At 71.8% G+C, this 15021-nt stretch carries 13 protein-coding genes; all 13 read left to right on the top strand.

Annotated features, from left to right (window positions below; all coding sequences use genetic code 11):
• The first annotated feature begins 1 nt into the window (after position 1).
• The 13 genes from ABD981_RS32665 (at position 2) to metK (ending at position 14976) form a co-directional block, all read left to right on the top strand.
• Positions 2-1288: a dihydroorotase gene (locus ABD981_RS32665; RefSeq protein ID WP_046907468.1), complete on the top strand. Its 1287-nt coding sequence runs from the start codon at positions 2-4 to the stop codon at positions 1286-1288.
• Entirely contained in the window at positions 1285-1860 is a 576-nt protein-coding gene (locus ABD981_RS32670) for a PH-like domain-containing protein (RefSeq protein ID WP_046907467.1), read from the top strand. Before ABD981_RS32665 ends, ABD981_RS32670 begins: the two co-directional genes overlap by 4 nt.
• On the top strand, positions 1857-2999 hold the full coding sequence (gene carA, locus ABD981_RS32675) for a glutamine-hydrolyzing carbamoyl-phosphate synthase small subunit (protein WP_046907466.1): 1143 nt from the start codon (positions 1857-1859) through the stop codon (positions 2997-2999). Before ABD981_RS32670 ends, carA begins: the two co-directional genes overlap by 4 nt.
• A complete protein-coding gene (gene carB / locus ABD981_RS32680; RefSeq protein WP_046907465.1) occupies positions 2992-6300 on the top strand; it encodes a carbamoyl-phosphate synthase large subunit in 3309 nt (1102 codons plus the stop codon). The genes carA and carB overlap by 8 nt, the downstream gene beginning before the upstream one ends.
• Positions 6301-6380: 80 nt before the next feature.
• A complete protein-coding gene (locus ABD981_RS32685) occupies positions 6381-7490 on the top strand; it encodes a quinone-dependent dihydroorotate dehydrogenase (RefSeq protein WP_046907464.1) in 1110 nt (369 codons plus the stop codon).
• A complete protein-coding gene (gene pyrF / locus ABD981_RS32690) occupies positions 7487-8344 on the top strand; it encodes an orotidine-5'-phosphate decarboxylase (RefSeq protein ID WP_165590925.1) in 858 nt (285 codons plus the stop codon). Before ABD981_RS32685 ends, pyrF begins: the two co-directional genes overlap by 4 nt.
• A 356-nt stretch (positions 8345-8700) precedes the next feature.
• Positions 8701-9600, top strand: a complete 900-nt coding sequence (locus tag ABD981_RS32695; protein WP_046907463.1) for a dihydroorotate dehydrogenase electron transfer subunit — start codon at positions 8701-8703, stop codon at positions 9598-9600.
• Positions 9597-10556, top strand: a complete 960-nt coding sequence (locus ABD981_RS32700) for a dihydroorotate dehydrogenase (RefSeq protein WP_046907462.1) — start codon at positions 9597-9599, stop codon at positions 10554-10556. The genes ABD981_RS32695 and ABD981_RS32700 overlap by 4 nt, the downstream gene beginning before the upstream one ends.
• A gap of 297 nt (positions 10557-10853) precedes the next feature.
• Positions 10854-11177 (top strand): integration host factor, encoded by a 324-nt coding sequence (locus ABD981_RS32705; protein ID WP_030693098.1) that lies wholly within the window; start codon positions 10854-10856, stop codon positions 11175-11177.
• A 61-nt stretch (positions 11178-11238) separates the two neighbouring features.
• The gene (gmk, locus tag ABD981_RS32710) at positions 11239-11802 is read left to right on the top strand and encodes a guanylate kinase (protein WP_046907461.1); all 564 of its coding nucleotides are present in this window, start codon (positions 11239-11241) and stop codon (positions 11800-11802) included.
• Between the two features lie 28 nt (positions 11803-11830).
• Positions 11831-12103, top strand: coding sequence for a DNA-directed RNA polymerase subunit omega (gene rpoZ / locus ABD981_RS32715; RefSeq protein ID WP_046907460.1), 273 nt, complete (start codon positions 11831-11833; stop codon positions 12101-12103).
• A gap of 108 nt (positions 12104-12211) precedes the next feature.
• Complete coding sequence (gene coaBC / locus ABD981_RS32720; protein ID WP_046907459.1) at positions 12212-13426, top strand: bifunctional phosphopantothenoylcysteine decarboxylase/phosphopantothenate--cysteine ligase CoaBC; 1215 nt, start codon at positions 12212-12214, stop codon at positions 13424-13426.
• A gap of 341 nt (positions 13427-13767) precedes the next feature.
• Entirely contained in the window at positions 13768-14976 is a 1209-nt protein-coding gene (gene metK, locus ABD981_RS32725) for a methionine adenosyltransferase (protein ID WP_046907458.1), read from the top strand.
• Positions 14977-15021 lie beyond the last annotated feature (45 nt).

Here is a 15021-nt window from a genome sequence, read left to right on the forward strand (position 1 = left end):
CATGAGCAAGATCCTGATCCGTGGTGCGAAGGTGCTCGGCGGCGAGGCCCAGGACGTCCTGATCGACGGCGAGACCATCGCCGAGGTGGGCACCGGCCTGTCGGCCGAGGGCGCCCAGGTGATCGAGGCCGAGGGGCAGATCCTGCTGCCCGGTCTCGTCGACCTGCACACCCACCTGCGCGAGCCGGGCCGCGAGGACTCCGAGACCGTCCTCACCGGCACCCGGGCCGCCGCCTCCGGCGGCTACACGGCCGTCTTCGCCATGGCCAACACCCACCCGGTCGCCGACACCGCCGGTGTCGTCGAGCAGGTCTACCGCCTCGGCCGCGAGCACGGCTACTGCGACGTCCAGCCCATCGGCGCCGTCACCGTCGGCCTGGAGGGCAAGAAGCTCGCCGAGCTCGGCGCCATGCACGACTCCGCCGCCGGCGTCACCGTCTTCTCCGACGACGGCAAGTGCGTCGACGACGCCGTGATCATGCGCCGCGCCCTGGAGTACGTGAAGGCCTTCGGCGGCGTCGTCGCCCAGCACGCCCAGGAGCCCCGCCTCACCGAGGGCGCCCAGATGAACGAGGGCGTCGTCTCCGCGGAGCTCGGCCTCGGCGGCTGGCCGGCCGTCGCGGAGGAGTCGATCATCGCCCGCGACGTCCTGCTCGCCGAGCACGTCGGCTCCCGCGTCCACATCTGCCACCTCTCCACGGCCGGCTCCGTCGAGATCGTCCGCTGGGCCAAGTCCCGCGGCATCGACGTCACCGCCGAGGTCACCCCGCACCACCTCCTCCTCACGGACGAGCTCGTACGGTCGTACAACCCGGTCTACAAGGTGAACCCGCCGCTGCGCACCGAGCGGGACGTCATGGCGCTGCGCGAGGCCCTCGCCGACGGCACCATCGACATCGTCGCCACCGACCACGCCCCGCACCCGCACGAGGACAAGGACTGCGAGTGGGCCGCCGCCGCCATGGGCATGGTCGGCCTGGAGACCGCCCTCTCGGTGGTCCAGCAGACGATGGTCGAGACCGGCCTCCTCGACTGGGCCGGCGTCGCCGACCGGATGTCCGTCAAGCCCGCCGCCATCGGGCGGGCCACTGAGCACGGCCGCCCCGTCTCGGCAGGTGAGCCCGCCAACCTGACGCTGGTCGATCCGGCTTACCGTGGTGTGGTGGACCCCGCCGACTTCGCCTCCCGCAGCCGCAACACCCCCTACGAGGGCCGCGAGCTGCCCGGGCGCGTCACCCACACGTTCCTGCGGGGCCGGGCAACGCTCGTCGACGGGAAGCTGGCGTGACACCACTCATTCAACTGGCCGAGCAGAAGTCGGCCGAGGTCACCGACTGGGCCGGCCGCATCGGCTGGGTCGCGGGACTCCTGCTGTTCGTCGTCTTCGTCTACTGGCTGATGCGCCAGGGATGGAAGTGGCGCGGCAGCCTCCAGTCCGGCCTCCCGGCCCTGCACGAGCTGCCGGAGACCCAGGGCGAGGCGAAGCTCACGCTGGCCGGCCGCTACCACGGCTCCACCACCGCCGGGCAGTGGCTCGACCGGATCGTCGCCCACGGCCTGGGCGTCCGCAGCCGCGCCGAGCTCACCCTGACGGACCAGGGCGTCGCGGTGGTCCGCCCCGGCGCGCACGACTTCCTCATCCCGGCCGACGCCCTGCGCGAGGCCCGCCTGGACAAGGGCATCGCCGGCAAGGTCCTCACCGAGGGCGGCCTGCTGGTCGTCACCTGGACGCACGGCGACACGCTGCTCGACTCCGGCTTCCGCTCCGACCGCGCGGCCGACCACGCCGCCTGGGTCGAGGCCATCAACTCCATGAGCACCACGAACCACGCAAGCACGACGGAAGGCACCGCACGATGACGACCTCCACAAGGGGAGCTGCCAAGGTTCCCGCCGTACTCGTCCTGGAGGACGGCCGCATCTTCCGCGGCCGCGCCTACGGGGCCGTGGGGGAGACCTTCGGCGAGGCCGTGTTCTCCACCGGCATGACCGGCTACCAGGAGACCCTCACCGACCCGTCGTACCACCGCCAGGTCGTCGTGATGACCGCCCCGCACGTGGGCAACACCGGCGTCAACGACGAGGACCCCGAGTCGGCCCGCATCTGGGTCGCCGGCTACGTCGTCCGCGACCCCGCACGCGTCTCCTCCAACTGGCGCGCCCAGCGTTCGCTCGACGAGGAGCTGCGGCAGCAGGGCGTCGTCGGCATCCAGGGCATCGACACCCGCGCTCTCACCCGCCACCTGCGCGAGAGCGGCGCCATGCGCGTCGGCATCTTCTCCGGCAGCGCGCTCCCCGACGAGGGCACCATGCTCGCCGAGGTCCGCCAGCAGCCCGAGATGAAGGGCGCCGACCTCTCCGCCGAGGTCGCCACCAAGGAGACGTACGTCGTCCCCGCGATCGGCGAGAAGAAGTTCACCGTCGCCGCCGTCGACCTCGGCATCAAGGGCATGACCCCGCACCGGATGGCCGAGCGCGGCATCGAGGTCCACGTGCTGCCCGCCACCGCCACCGTCGAGGACGTCTACGCCGTCAACCCCGACGGCGTGTTCTTCTCCAACGGCCCGGGCGACCCGGCCACCGCCGACGGCCCCGTCGCCGTCATGCGCGCCGTCCTGGAGCGCAGGACGCCGCTCTTCGGCATCTGCTTCGGCAACCAGATCCTCGGCCGCGCGCTCGGCTTCGGCACCTACAAGCTGAAGTACGGCCACCGGGGCATCAACCAGCCCGTCCAGGACCGCACCACCGGCAAGGTCGAGGTCACCGCGCACAACCACGGCTTCGCCGTCGACGCGCCCCTCGACAAGGTCTCCGAGACCCCCTTCGGGCGCGCCGAGGTCTCCCACGTGTGCCTGAACGACAACGTCGTGGAGGGCCTGCAGCTGCTCGACCAGCCGGCCTTCTCCGTCCAGTACCACCCCGAGGCGGCCGCGGGCCCGCACGACGCCGCGTACCTCTTCGACCGCTTCGTATCCCTGATGGAGGCCGAGCGTGCCTAAGCGCACCGATATCCAGTCCGTCCTGGTCATCGGCTCCGGCCCGATCGTCATCGGCCAGGCCGCCGAGTTCGACTACTCCGGCACCCAGGCGTGCCGCATCCTCAAGGCCGAGGGCCTGCGGGTCATCCTGGTGAACTCCAACCCGGCCACGATCATGACCGACCCGGAGATCGCCGACGCCACGTACGTCGAGCCGATCACCCCCGAGTTCGTCGAGAAGATCATCGCCAAGGAGCGCCCCGACGCCCTCCTGCCCACCCTCGGCGGCCAGACCGCGCTCAACACCGCGATCTCCATGCACGAGCAGGGCGTCCTCGAGAAGTACGGCGTCGAGCTCATCGGCGCCAACGTCGAGGCCATCCACAAGGGCGAGGACCGCGACCTCTTCAAGGGCGTCGTCGAGGCCGTCAAGGCCAAGATCGGCTATGGCGAGTCCGCGCGCTCGGTCATCTGCCACTCCATGGACGACGTCCTCAAGGGCGTCGAGACGCTCGGCGGCTACCCCGTCGTCGTGCGCCCCTCCTTCACCATGGGCGGCGCCGGCTCCGGCTTCGCCCACGACGAGGAGGAGCTGCGCCGCATCGCCGGCCAGGGCCTGACGCTCTCCCCGACCACCGAGGTGCTCCTGGAGGAGTCCATCCTCGGCTGGAAGGAGTACGAGCTGGAGCTGATGCGCGACAAGAACGACAACGTCGTGGTCGTCTGCTCCATCGAGAACTTCGACCCGATGGGCGTCCACACCGGTGACTCGATCACCGTCGCCCCGGCGATGACGCTCACCGACCGCGAGTACCAGCGGCTGCGCGACATCGGCATCGCGATCATCCGCGAGGTCGGCGTCGACACCGGCGGCTGCAACATCCAGTTCGCGATCGACCCGGTCGACGGCCGGATCATCGTCATCGAGATGAACCCGCGCGTCTCCCGCTCCTCCGCGCTCGCCTCCAAGGCCACCGGCTTCCCGATCGCCAAGATCGCGGCCCGTCTGGCCGTCGGCTACACGCTGGACGAGATCCCGAACGACATCACCGAGAAGACGCCGGCCTCCTTCGAGCCGACCCTCGACTACGTCGTCGTCAAGGCCCCGCGCTTCGCCTTCGAGAAGTTCCCGGCCGCCGACTCCACGCTGACCACGACCATGAAGTCGGTCGGCGAGGCCATGGCGATCGGCCGCAACTTCACCGAGGCGCTCCAGAAGGCCCTGCGCTCGCTGGAGAAGAAGGGCTCGCAGTTCGCCTTCACCGGCGAGACCGGCGACAAGGCCGAGCTGCTCCGCGAGGCGGTCCGCCCCACCGACGGCCGGATCAACACCGTCATGCAGGCCATCCGCGCGGGCGCCACCCCCGAGGAGGTCTTCGAGGCCACCAGGATCGACCCCTGGTTCGTCGACCAGCTCTTCCTCATCAAGGAGATCGCCGACGACCTGGCCGCCGCCGAGAAGCTGGAGCCCGAGCTCCTCGCCGAGGCCAAGCGCCACGGCTTCTCCGACGCCCAGATCGCCGAGATCCGCGGCCTGCGCGAGGACGTCGTCCGCGAGGTCCGGCACGCCCTCGGCGTCCGCCCGGTCTACAAGACGGTCGACACCTGCGCCGCCGAGTTCGCCGCCAAGACCCCGTACTTCTACTCCTCGTACGACGAGGAGACCGAGGTCGCGCCGCGCGAGAAGCCCGCGGTGATCATCCTGGGCTCCGGCCCGAACCGCATCGGCCAGGGCATCGAGTTCGACTACTCCTGCGTCCACGCCTCCTTCGCGCTCAGCGACGCGGGCTACGAGACCGTGATGGTCAACTGCAACCCCGAGACCGTCTCGACGGACTACGACACCTCCGACCGCCTGTACTTCGAGCCGCTGACGCTCGAGGACGTGCTGGAGATCGTCCACGCCGAGTCCCTCGCGGGCCCGATCGCCGGCGTCGTCGTCCAGCTCGGCGGCCAGACCCCGCTGGGCCTCGCCCAGGCGCTCAAGGACAACGGCGTGCCGGTCGTCGGCACCTCCCCGGAGGCCATCCACGCCGCCGAGGACCGCGGCGCCTTCGGCCAGGTGCTCGCCGAGGCCGGGCTGCCCGCGCCGAAGCACGGCACCGCGACCACCTTCGCCGGCGCCAAGGCCATCGCCGACGAGATCGGCTACCCCGTCCTCGTACGCCCCTCGTACGTGCTCGGCGGCCGCGGCATGGAGATCGTCTACGACGAGGCGCGCCTGGAGGCGTACATCGCCGAGTCCACCGAGATCTCCCCGACCCGCCCGGTCCTCGTCGACCGCTTCCTCGACGACGCCATCGAGATCGACGTCGACGCGCTCTACGACGGCGAGGAGCTCTACCTCGGCGGCGTCATGGAGCACATCGAGGAGGCCGGCATCCACTCCGGCGACTCGGCCTGCGCCCTGCCCCCGATCACCCTCGGCGGCTTCGACATCAAGCGCCTGCGCGCCTCCACCGAGGCGATCGCCAAGGGCGTCGGCGTGCGCGGTCTGATCAACATCCAGTTCGCGATGGCCGGCGACATCCTGTACGTCCTGGAGGCCAACCCGCGCGCCTCCCGCACGGTCCCCTTCACCTCGAAGGCGACCGCCGTGCCGCTCGCGAAGGCCGCCGCCCGCATCTCGCTGGGCGCCACCATCGCCGAGCTGCGCGCCGAGGGCCTGCTGCCGAAGACCGGCGACGGCGGCACCCTGCCGCTGGACGCGCCGATCTCCGTCAAGGAGGCCGTGATGCCGTGGTCGCGCTTCCGCGACATCCACGGCCGCGGCGTGGACACCGTCCTCGGCCCGGAGATGCGCTCCACCGGCGAGGTCATGGGCATCGACAACGTCTTCGGCACGGCGTACGCCAAGTCGCAGGCGGGTGCCTACGGCCCGCTGCCCACCAAGGGCCGCGCGTTCATCTCCGTCGCCAACCGCGACAAGCGCTCGATGATCTTCCCGGCCCGCGAGCTCGTCGCCCACGGCTTCGAGCTGATGGCCACCTCCGGCACCGCCGAGGTCCTCAAGCGCAACGGCATCAACGCCACCATCGTGCGCAAGCAGTCCGAGGGCGAGGGGCCGAACGGCGAGAAGACCATCGTCCAGCTCATCCACGACGGCCAGGTCGACCTGATCGTCAACACCCCGTACGGCACCGGCGGCCGCCTCGACGGCTACGAGATCCGTACGGCGGCGGTGGCCCGCTCCGTCCCCTGCCTGACCACGGTCCAGGCGCTGGCGGCGGCGGTCCAGGGCATCGACGCCCTCAACCACGGAGACGTGGGCGTCCGCTCGCTCCAGGAGCACGCGGAGCACCTGACCGCGGCCCGCGACTAGCAGCCCGAACGAAGCAGGGGGACACCGGCAACACCCGCGGTGTCCCCCTCTTCATGAGCGCACGAGGGATATTCCGGACCATGTACAAGCTGTTCTTCAACCTGATCTTCAAGCGGATGGACCCCGAGAAGGCCCACTACCTGGCCTTCCGCTGGATCCGTCTGGCCGCCCGCACCCCGGTCCTGCGCACCTTCGTCGCGGCCGTCCTCGCCCCCCGGTACAAGGAGCTGCGCACCGAGGCCCTGGGCCTGCGCATGCACGGCCCCTTCGGCCTCGCCGCCGGCTTCGACAAGAACGCCGTCGCCATCGACGGCATGGCCATGCTCGGCTTCGACCACGTCGAGATCGGCACCGTCACCGGCGAGGCCCAGCCCGGCAACCCCAAGAAGCGCCTCTTCCGGCTCGTCCCGGACCGCGCGCTGATCAACCGCATGGGCTTCAACAACGAGGGCTCCGCCGCCGTCGCCGACCGCCTGGCCGCCCGTGCCGAGGTCTTCCGGACCGTCGTGGGCGTCAACATCGGCAAGACCAAGGTCGTGCCCGAGGACGAGGCCGCCGCCGACTACGTGAAGTCCACCGAGCGGCTCGCCCGCCACGCCGACTACCTGGTCGTCAACGTCTCCTCCCCGAACACCCCGGGCCTGCGCAACCTCCAGGCGACCGAGTCGCTGCGGCCGCTGCTGACCGCCGTCCGCGAGGCCGCCGACCGCGCCGTCACGGACCGCCGCGTCCCGCTCCTCGTGAAGATCGCCCCCGACCTCGCCGACGAGGACGTGGACGCCGTCGCCGACCTGGCCCTGGAGCTCGGCCTGGACGGCATCATCGCCACCAACACCACCATCGCCCGCGAGGGCCTGGGCCTGACCTCCGACCCCGCGCTCGTCAAGGAGACCGGCGGCCTGTCCGGCGCCCCCGTCAAGCAGCGCTCCCTGGAGGTCCTGAGCCGCCTCTACACGCGCGTGGGCGACCGGATCGTCCTGATCGGCGTCGGCGGCATCGAGAACGCCGAGGACGCCTGGCAGCGGATCCTCGCGGGCGCCACCCTGATCCAGGGCTACAGCGCCTTCATCTACGAGGGGCCCTTCTACGCCCGCGCGATCCACAAGGGCCTGGCCGCGCGCCTGGCCGCCTCCCCGTACGCCACCCTCGCCGAGGCCGTCGGCGCCGACCACCGAAAGGCCGAGAAGTGACCGAAGCGACCCTGGAGAACCCGGCTCCCTTCGGCGCCCGCCTGCGCGCCGCCATGGACGAGCGCGGCCCGCTGTGCGTCGGCGTCGACCCGCACGCGGCCCTGCTGAGCTCCTGGGGCCTCGCCGACGACATCGCGGGCCTGGAGCGCTTCACGTACACCGTGGTGGAGGCCCTGGCCGAGACCGTGGCCGTCTTCAAGCCCCAGGCGGCCTTCTTCGAGCGCTTCGGTTCGCGCGGCGTCGCCGTCCTGGAGCGCGCCGTCGCCGATCTGCGGGCGGCGGGCGGCCTGGTGGTCATGGACGCCAAGCGCGGCGACATCGGCTCCACCATGGGCGCCTACGCGGAGGCCTTCCTGCGCAAGGACTCCCCGCTCTTCTCCGACGCGCTCACGGTCTCCCCGTACCTCGGCTACGGCTCCCTGAAGCCGGCCGTCGACCTGGCCCGCGAGTCCGGCGCCGGCCTCTTCGTGCTCGCCCTCACCTCGAACCCCGAGGGCGCGGAGGTGCAGCGCGCGGTGCGTGAGGACGGCCGGACCGTCGGCGCGACCATGCTGGCCCACCTGGCGGCGGAGAACGCGGGGGAGACCCCGATGGGCTCCTTCGGCGCGGTCGTCGGCGCCACGCTCGGCGACCTGTCCGCCTTCGACCTGGACATCAACGGCCCGCTGCTCGCCCCCGGCATCGGCGCGCAGGGCGCGACCGCGGCGGACCTGCCCGCCGTCTTCGGCGCGGCGGTCCGCAACGTGGTCCCGAACGTCAGCCGGGGCGTCCTGAAGGAGGGCCCGGACGCGGCCGCGCTGCGCGCCGCGGCGGACCGCTTCGCCGACGAGGTGCGGACCGCGATCGGCGGCTAGGACCGGGTCCCCGGATCCTCCCTTCCGGAGCGGCGGGCGGTGGGCGGCGGGCGGTAGGCGGTGCGCCTGGCGCCCGCCGCTCCGCTCCGCCCGGACCGGCGACAGCCGCCGGCAAGCCGCTGGCAAGCCGCCGGCAAGCCGCTGGCACCGCCCGGCCGCCCCGGCCGTCCGACCTGCCCCGGTGGTCCTGCCCGCCTCGGCCGTCCTAGCCGCCCCGGCCATCCCACCCGTCCCTGCCCCTCGGCCCGAAGTGCCTTGCGTGGACAGGGCGTTCGACCCTGGCCGGGTCGGCCGCGCGGAGGCAGTTTGGGGGGCGGAGGCGCCCGCCCGGGGCGCGGACCGGAAACGGAGCGGTTGTGGCGCGGCCCGTACAGACACCTGCCGAGGTCCTCGGCATCGAACCGGCCGGGGCCTACCACCGGCTGCTGCTGAGAGCCCCGGGCGTCGCCGAGGCCGTCCTGCCCGGCCACTTCGTCACGCTGGCCATCGGGGGCCGCGATTCCGCCACGCCGCTGCGCCGCGCGTTCTCCGTCCACCGCGCCGACCCGGTCGCCGACACGATCGAGCTGGTCTTCGCCGAGCACGGCAGGGGCACCCGCGCGCTCGCCCGGCACCGGCCCGGCGACACCGTCGACCTGGTGGGGCCGCTCGGCACCCCCTTCCCGGTCGCCGACGCGCCCGAGACGGCCGTGCTGGTCGCCGGCGGCTACGGCAGCGCGCCGATGTTCTCCCTCGCCGAGGCGATCCTCGCCCGCGGCGGCCGGGTCGGCTTCGTCCTCGGCGCCGCGACCGCCGACCGGCTCTTCGGCGTGGCGGCCGCCCGGGCCCTGACCCCGCACGTCGCCGTGGTCACCGACGACGGCTCGTACGGCGCGCGGGGCCGGGCGACCGATCCGCTCGCCGCCATGATCCGGGCCGTCGGCGCGACGGTCGTGCACTCCTGCGGGCCGATGCCCATGCTGCGCGCCGTGACCGACGTCGCCGTCGCCGCGGGCGCCCGCAGCCACACCGCCGTCGAGGAGGCGATGGCCTGCGGCTTCGGCGTCTGCATGAGCTGCGTGCTGCCGGTGGCCGGTGCGGACGGGGCCACCCGGCTGGTCCGGTCCTGCACCGAGGGCCCGGTCTTCGACGGCACGACCGTGCGCTGGCCGGAGGCGAGCCCGCCCGAGCCCTCCCCGTCCGTCGAGCCCCGGGAAGTCCGGGAAGTCCGGGAAGTCTGGGAAGTCCGGGAAGTCCGGGAAGGAGTCCGCTCATGACCGCGCTCGAACCCGCCGATGTCGACATGTCGGCCCCGCTGGGTGAGTCCGTCACCCTCCCCAACCCCGTCGGCACGGCCTCCGGCTGCGCGGGGTACGGCCGGGAACTCGCCGCCTTCGTCCCGCCGGCCGAGCTCGGCGTCCTCACCACCAAGACCGTCATGGTGCGGCCCCGTCAGGGCCGCCCCACCCCGCGCATGGCGGAGACGCCCAGCGGCATGCTCAACTCCGTCGGCCTCCAGGGCGCGGGCGTCGACCACCTCGTGACGCGCGAGCTGCCGTGGCTCGCCGAGCGCGGGGCGCGCGTGCTGGTGTCGGTGGCGGGGGAGCGGCCCGAGGAGTTCGCCGAGGCGGCGGCCCGGCTCACCGGCCGGCCCGGGGTGGTCGGCGTGGAGGTCAACATCTCCTGCCCCAACGTCGCCGACCGCGGCCTGGTCTTCGCCGCCGACCCGGGGGCCGCCCACGAGGTGGTGGCCGCGGTACGGGCGGCCACCGACCCGGCCCTGCCGGTCTACGCCAAGCTCACGCCGGACGTGACCTCGATCGTCGACGTCGCGGTGGCCTGCGTCGAGGCCGGTGCCGACGGACTGTCGATGATCAACACGCTGCTCGGCGCGACGATGGACCTCGACACCCTCAGGCCCGCCCTCGCCGGCGTCACCGGCGGCCTCTCCGGACCCGCCGTCCGCCCGGTCGCGGTGCGCTGCGTCCACCAGGTGTACGCGGCGATGCGGGACGGCCGCCTCCGGACCGTGCCGATCCTCGGCATGGGCGGGATCACCTCGGGCGCGGACGCCCTGGAGTTCGCCCTGGCGGGTGCCTCGGGCGTCGCGGTCGGCACCGCGATCTTCACCAACCCGTCGGCGCCGCTCGACGTGCTGCGCGAACTGCGCCAGGCGCTCGCGGAACGGGGATTCGCCTCGTTCCGGGACGCGGTGGGGTACGCCCACCGCTGATCCGGGCCCGATCAGACGCCCGAGGGGAGTGTTCCCGAACACATCCCGGACGCCGGTCGAGGAGTCCTTGGCGGAATCCTTACCGAAATCCGGGGTGATTTGCCCTAAAAGACCGATCCGATGGATGCTGACCTGGAGTTTTCGTCTGTTCTCGCTGACTGGAGCGGCCTTGGCCGCTAGTCTCCGGGGCAGAGTCGGCGTTCGACGTACTCCACGTCGGTCGCTGCTCCACTGGTGTGGGGCGTGAGCCTCCCACCGGTCCGTATCCGACAGTTCGACATCCGAGGTGACGTAGGCGTGGCTCTTCCGCCCCTTACCCCTGAACAGCGCGCAGCCGCGCTCGAGAAGGCCGCCGCGGCTCGCCGGGAGCGGGCCGAGGTCAAGAATCGACTCAAGCACTCCGGCGCCTCCCTCCACGAGGTCATCAAGTCGGGCCAGGAGAACGACGTCATCGGCAAGATGAAGGTCTCCGCCCTGCTCGAGTCCCTCCCGGGCGTGGGCAAGGTCCGCGCCAAGCAGATCATGGAGCGCCTGGGCATCTCCGAGAGCCGCCGGGTCCGTGGCCTCGGCTCCAACCAGATCGCCTCCCTGGAGCGCGAGTTCGGCAGCACCGGCGCCTGACGGCACCCCGTGCCCGGGACACGCGTCCCGGGCACACCGGTAAAGCTGGAATAATCGCTGCATGGCAGCAGAGGTACGTCCGCGGCTGACCGTGCTCTCCGGCCCCTCAGGGGTGGGCAAGAGCACGGTCGTCGCTCATATGCGCAAGGTCCACCCCGAGGTCTGGCTCTCGGTGTCGGCCACGACACGAAAGCCCCGCCCCGGCGAGAAGCACGGCGTCCAGTACTTCTTCGTGACGGACGACGAGTTCGACAAGCTGATCGCCAACGGCGAGCTCCTCGAATGGGCCGAGTTCGCGGGCAACCGCTACGGCACCCCGCGCGGCGCGGTCCTCGACCGCCTGGAGGCCGGCGAGCCGGTCCTCCTGGAGATCGACCTCCAGGGCGCCCGCCAGGTGAAGGAGTCCATGGACGACTCCCAGCTGGTCTTCCTCGCCCCGCCGAGCTGGGACGAGCTGGTCCGCCGGCTCACCGGCCGCGGCACCGAGTCGCCCGAGGTCATCGAGCGCCGGCTGGCGGCCGCGAAGGTCGAGCTGGCCGCCGAGTCGGAGTTCGACACCACGCTCGTCAACACCTCCGTCGAGGACGTCGCCCGCGAGCTGCTAACGTTGATGAACGTTGTCTGATCTTTTTTCCATCTTCGGAAGGCAGAGCGTGTCCTCTTCCATCACCGCGCCCGAGGGCATCATCAACCCTCCGATCGACGAGCTGCTCGAGGCGACGGACTCCAAGTACAGCCTCGTGATCTACGCGGCCAAGCGTGCGCGCCAGATCAACGCGTACTACTCGCAGCTGGGCGAGGGCCTGCTCGAGTACGTGGGTCCGCTCGTCGACACCCACGTCCACGAGAAGCCGCTCTCGATCGCGCTGCGCGAGATCAACGCGGGCCTGCTGACCTCCGAGAAGATCGCGGACCCGGCGCAGTAGAGCACCAGATCTTGTAACGGTTGTCACCACAGGCCCGGCGGAACATCCGCCGGGCCTGTGGTGTCTCATGGAGTCGTACGCGTCCGAGTGCGGGGAGCAGGGGAAGTCGTGGCCAAGCCGAAGGTCGTCCTGGGTGTGAGCGGCGGAATCGCCGCGTACAAGGCGTGCGAGCTGCTGCGGCGGCTGACCGAGTCCGGCCATGACGTCCGCGTCGTGCCCACCGACTCCGCCCTGCACTTCGTCGGCGCGGCCACCTGGTCCGCGCTGTCCGGCCACCCGGTCTCCACCGAGGTGTGGGAGTCCGTCCACGAGGTCCCGCACGTCCGCATCGGACAGGGCGCCGACCTGGTCGTCGTCGCCCCTGCCACCGCCGACATGCTGGCCAAGGCCGCCCACGGACTCGCGGACGACCTGCTCACCAACACGCTGCTCACCGCGCGCTGCCCGGTCGTCTTCGCCCCGGCCATGCACACGGAGATGTGGGAGCACCCGGCCACCCAGGAGAACGTGGCGACGCTGCGCCGCCGCGGCGCCGTCGTCATCGAGCCCGCCGTCGGCCGGCTGACCGGCGTCGACACAGGCAAGGGCCGCCTCCCCGATCCCGGCGAGATCTTCGAGATCTGCCGCAGCGTGCTGGCCCGCGGGGTCACCGACCCCGACCTGGCCGGCCGCCACGTCGTGGTCAGCGCCGGCGGCACCCGCGAGCCGCTCGACCCGGTCCGCTACCTGGGCAACCGCTCCTCCGGCAAGCAGGGCTACGCCCTCGCCAAGGCCGCCGCCGCCCGCGGCGCCCGGGTCACCCTGGTGGAGGCCAACACCGGCCTGCCCGACCCGGCCGGCGTCGACGTCGTGCGCGTCGGCACCGCCCTCCAGCTGCGCGAGGCGGTCCTCAAGGCCGTCGCCGACGCCGACGCCGTCGTGATGGCGGCCGCGGTCGCCGACTTCCGGCCCGCCGCCTACGCCACCGGCAAGATCAAGAAGACCGACGACGGAGGCTCCCCGACCGTCGAGCTGGTCCGCAACCCCGACATCCTCGCCGAGCTGTCCGCCGAGCGCGCCCTGCCCGGCCAGGTCGTCGTCGGCTTCGCCGCCGAGACCGACGACGTCCTCGCCAACGGCCGCACGAAGCTGCGCCGCAAGGGCTGCGACCTGCTCGTCGTCAACGAGGTGGGGGAGCGCAAGACCTTCGGCTCCGAGGAGAACGAGGCCGTGGTCCTCGCCGCCGACGGCACCGAGACCCCGGTCCCGTACGGGCCGAAGGAGGCGCTCGCGGAGACGGTCTGGGACCTGGTGCTGCCGCGACTGCGCGTGCACCCGTCCTGACCTCCCGTGTTCTCGCCATCTTCGGTGCCCTCCTGGCAGCGTCGGGAGGGCGACGGCCGTGACACGGGTGTGACGTGGGTGGCAGATGCGGCCGGGCGGGGTACCCGTCAAGGGAACTGACCGTCCGGTTTTCGTCGCGATGGCGTACCCAAAACGACCAATACCGGACAATTTCCCTCGTGTGACGGGCGATTTCCACTCTCCTCCGGGAATCACGTGCCAGGAGTCCTGGCCAGATACCCGATCGTGACCGATAGACTGTTCTCGGAACGTCGCGGGGCGCAGCCCCCTGCCGGTCCGCATTCGTTGAGCCAGCAGCCGCTGCAACCCCAGGGAGCGTTGTGTCCCGTCGTCTGTTCACCTCGGAGTCCGTCACCGAGGGTCACCCCGACAAGATCGCTGACCAGATCAGTGACACCATCCTCGACGCGCTTCTCAAGGAGGACCCCACCTCCCGCGTCGCCGTCGAGACCCTGATCACCACCGGCCTCGTGCACGTGGCCGGCGAGGTCACCACGAAGGCGTGGGCGGACATCCCCACCCTCGTCCGCAACAAGATCCTCGACATCGGGTACGACTCCTCGAAGAAGGGCTTCGACGGCGCCTCCTGCGGCGTCTCGGTCTCCATCGGGTCGCAGTCCCCCGACATCGCGCAGGGCGTCGACACCGCCTACGAGTCGCGCGTCGAGGGTGACGAGGACGAGCTCGACAAGCAGGGCGCCGGCGACCAGGGCCTGATGTTCGGCTACGCGTCGGACGAGACCCCGGAGCTCATGCCGCTCCCGATCCACGTCGCGCACCGGCTCTCCCGCCGCCTCACCGAGGTCCGCAAGAACGGGACCATCCCGTACCTGCGCCCCGACGGCAAGACCCAGGTCACCATCGAGTACGACGGCGACAAGGCCGTCCGCCTCGACACCGTGGTCGTCTCCTCGCAGCACGCCTCCGACATCGACCTCGAGTCGCTGCTCGCGCCCGACATCCGCGAGTTCGTCGTCGAGCACGTGCTGAAGCAGCTCGTCGAGGACGGCATCAAGCTGGACACCGAGGGCTACCGCCTCCTGGTCAACCCGACCGGCCGCTTCGAGATCGGCGGCCCGATGGGCGACGCCGGCCTCACCGGTCGCAAGATCATCATCGACACCTACGGCGGCATGGCCCGCCACGGTGGCGGCGCCTTCTCCGGCAAGGACCCGTCGAAGGTCGACCGCTCGGCCGCCTACGCCATGCGCTGGGTCGCCAAGAACGTCGTCGCCGCGGGCCTCGCCTCCCGCTGCGAGGTCCAGGTCGCGTACGCGATCGGCAAGGCGGAGCCCGTCGGCCTCTTCGTCGAGACCTTCGGCACCAACACGATCGAGACCGAGAAGATCGAGCACGCCATCGCCGAGGTCTTCGACCTCCGCCCGGCCGCGATCATCCGCGACCTCGACCTGCTCCGCCCGATCTACTCCCAGACCGCCGCCTACGGCCACTTCGGCCGCGAGCTGCCGGACTTCACCTGGGAGCGCACCGACCGCGTGGACGCGCTGAAGAAGGCCGCGGGCATCTGAGCCCTGGCCCCCACGGCAGTCGCCGAAGGCCCGGCACCCCTCGGG

It is taken from the genome of Streptomyces showdoensis, from assembly GCF_039535475.1.
GTDB classification, from domain to species: domain Bacteria; phylum Actinomycetota; class Actinomycetes; order Streptomycetales; family Streptomycetaceae; genus Streptomyces; species Streptomyces showdoensis.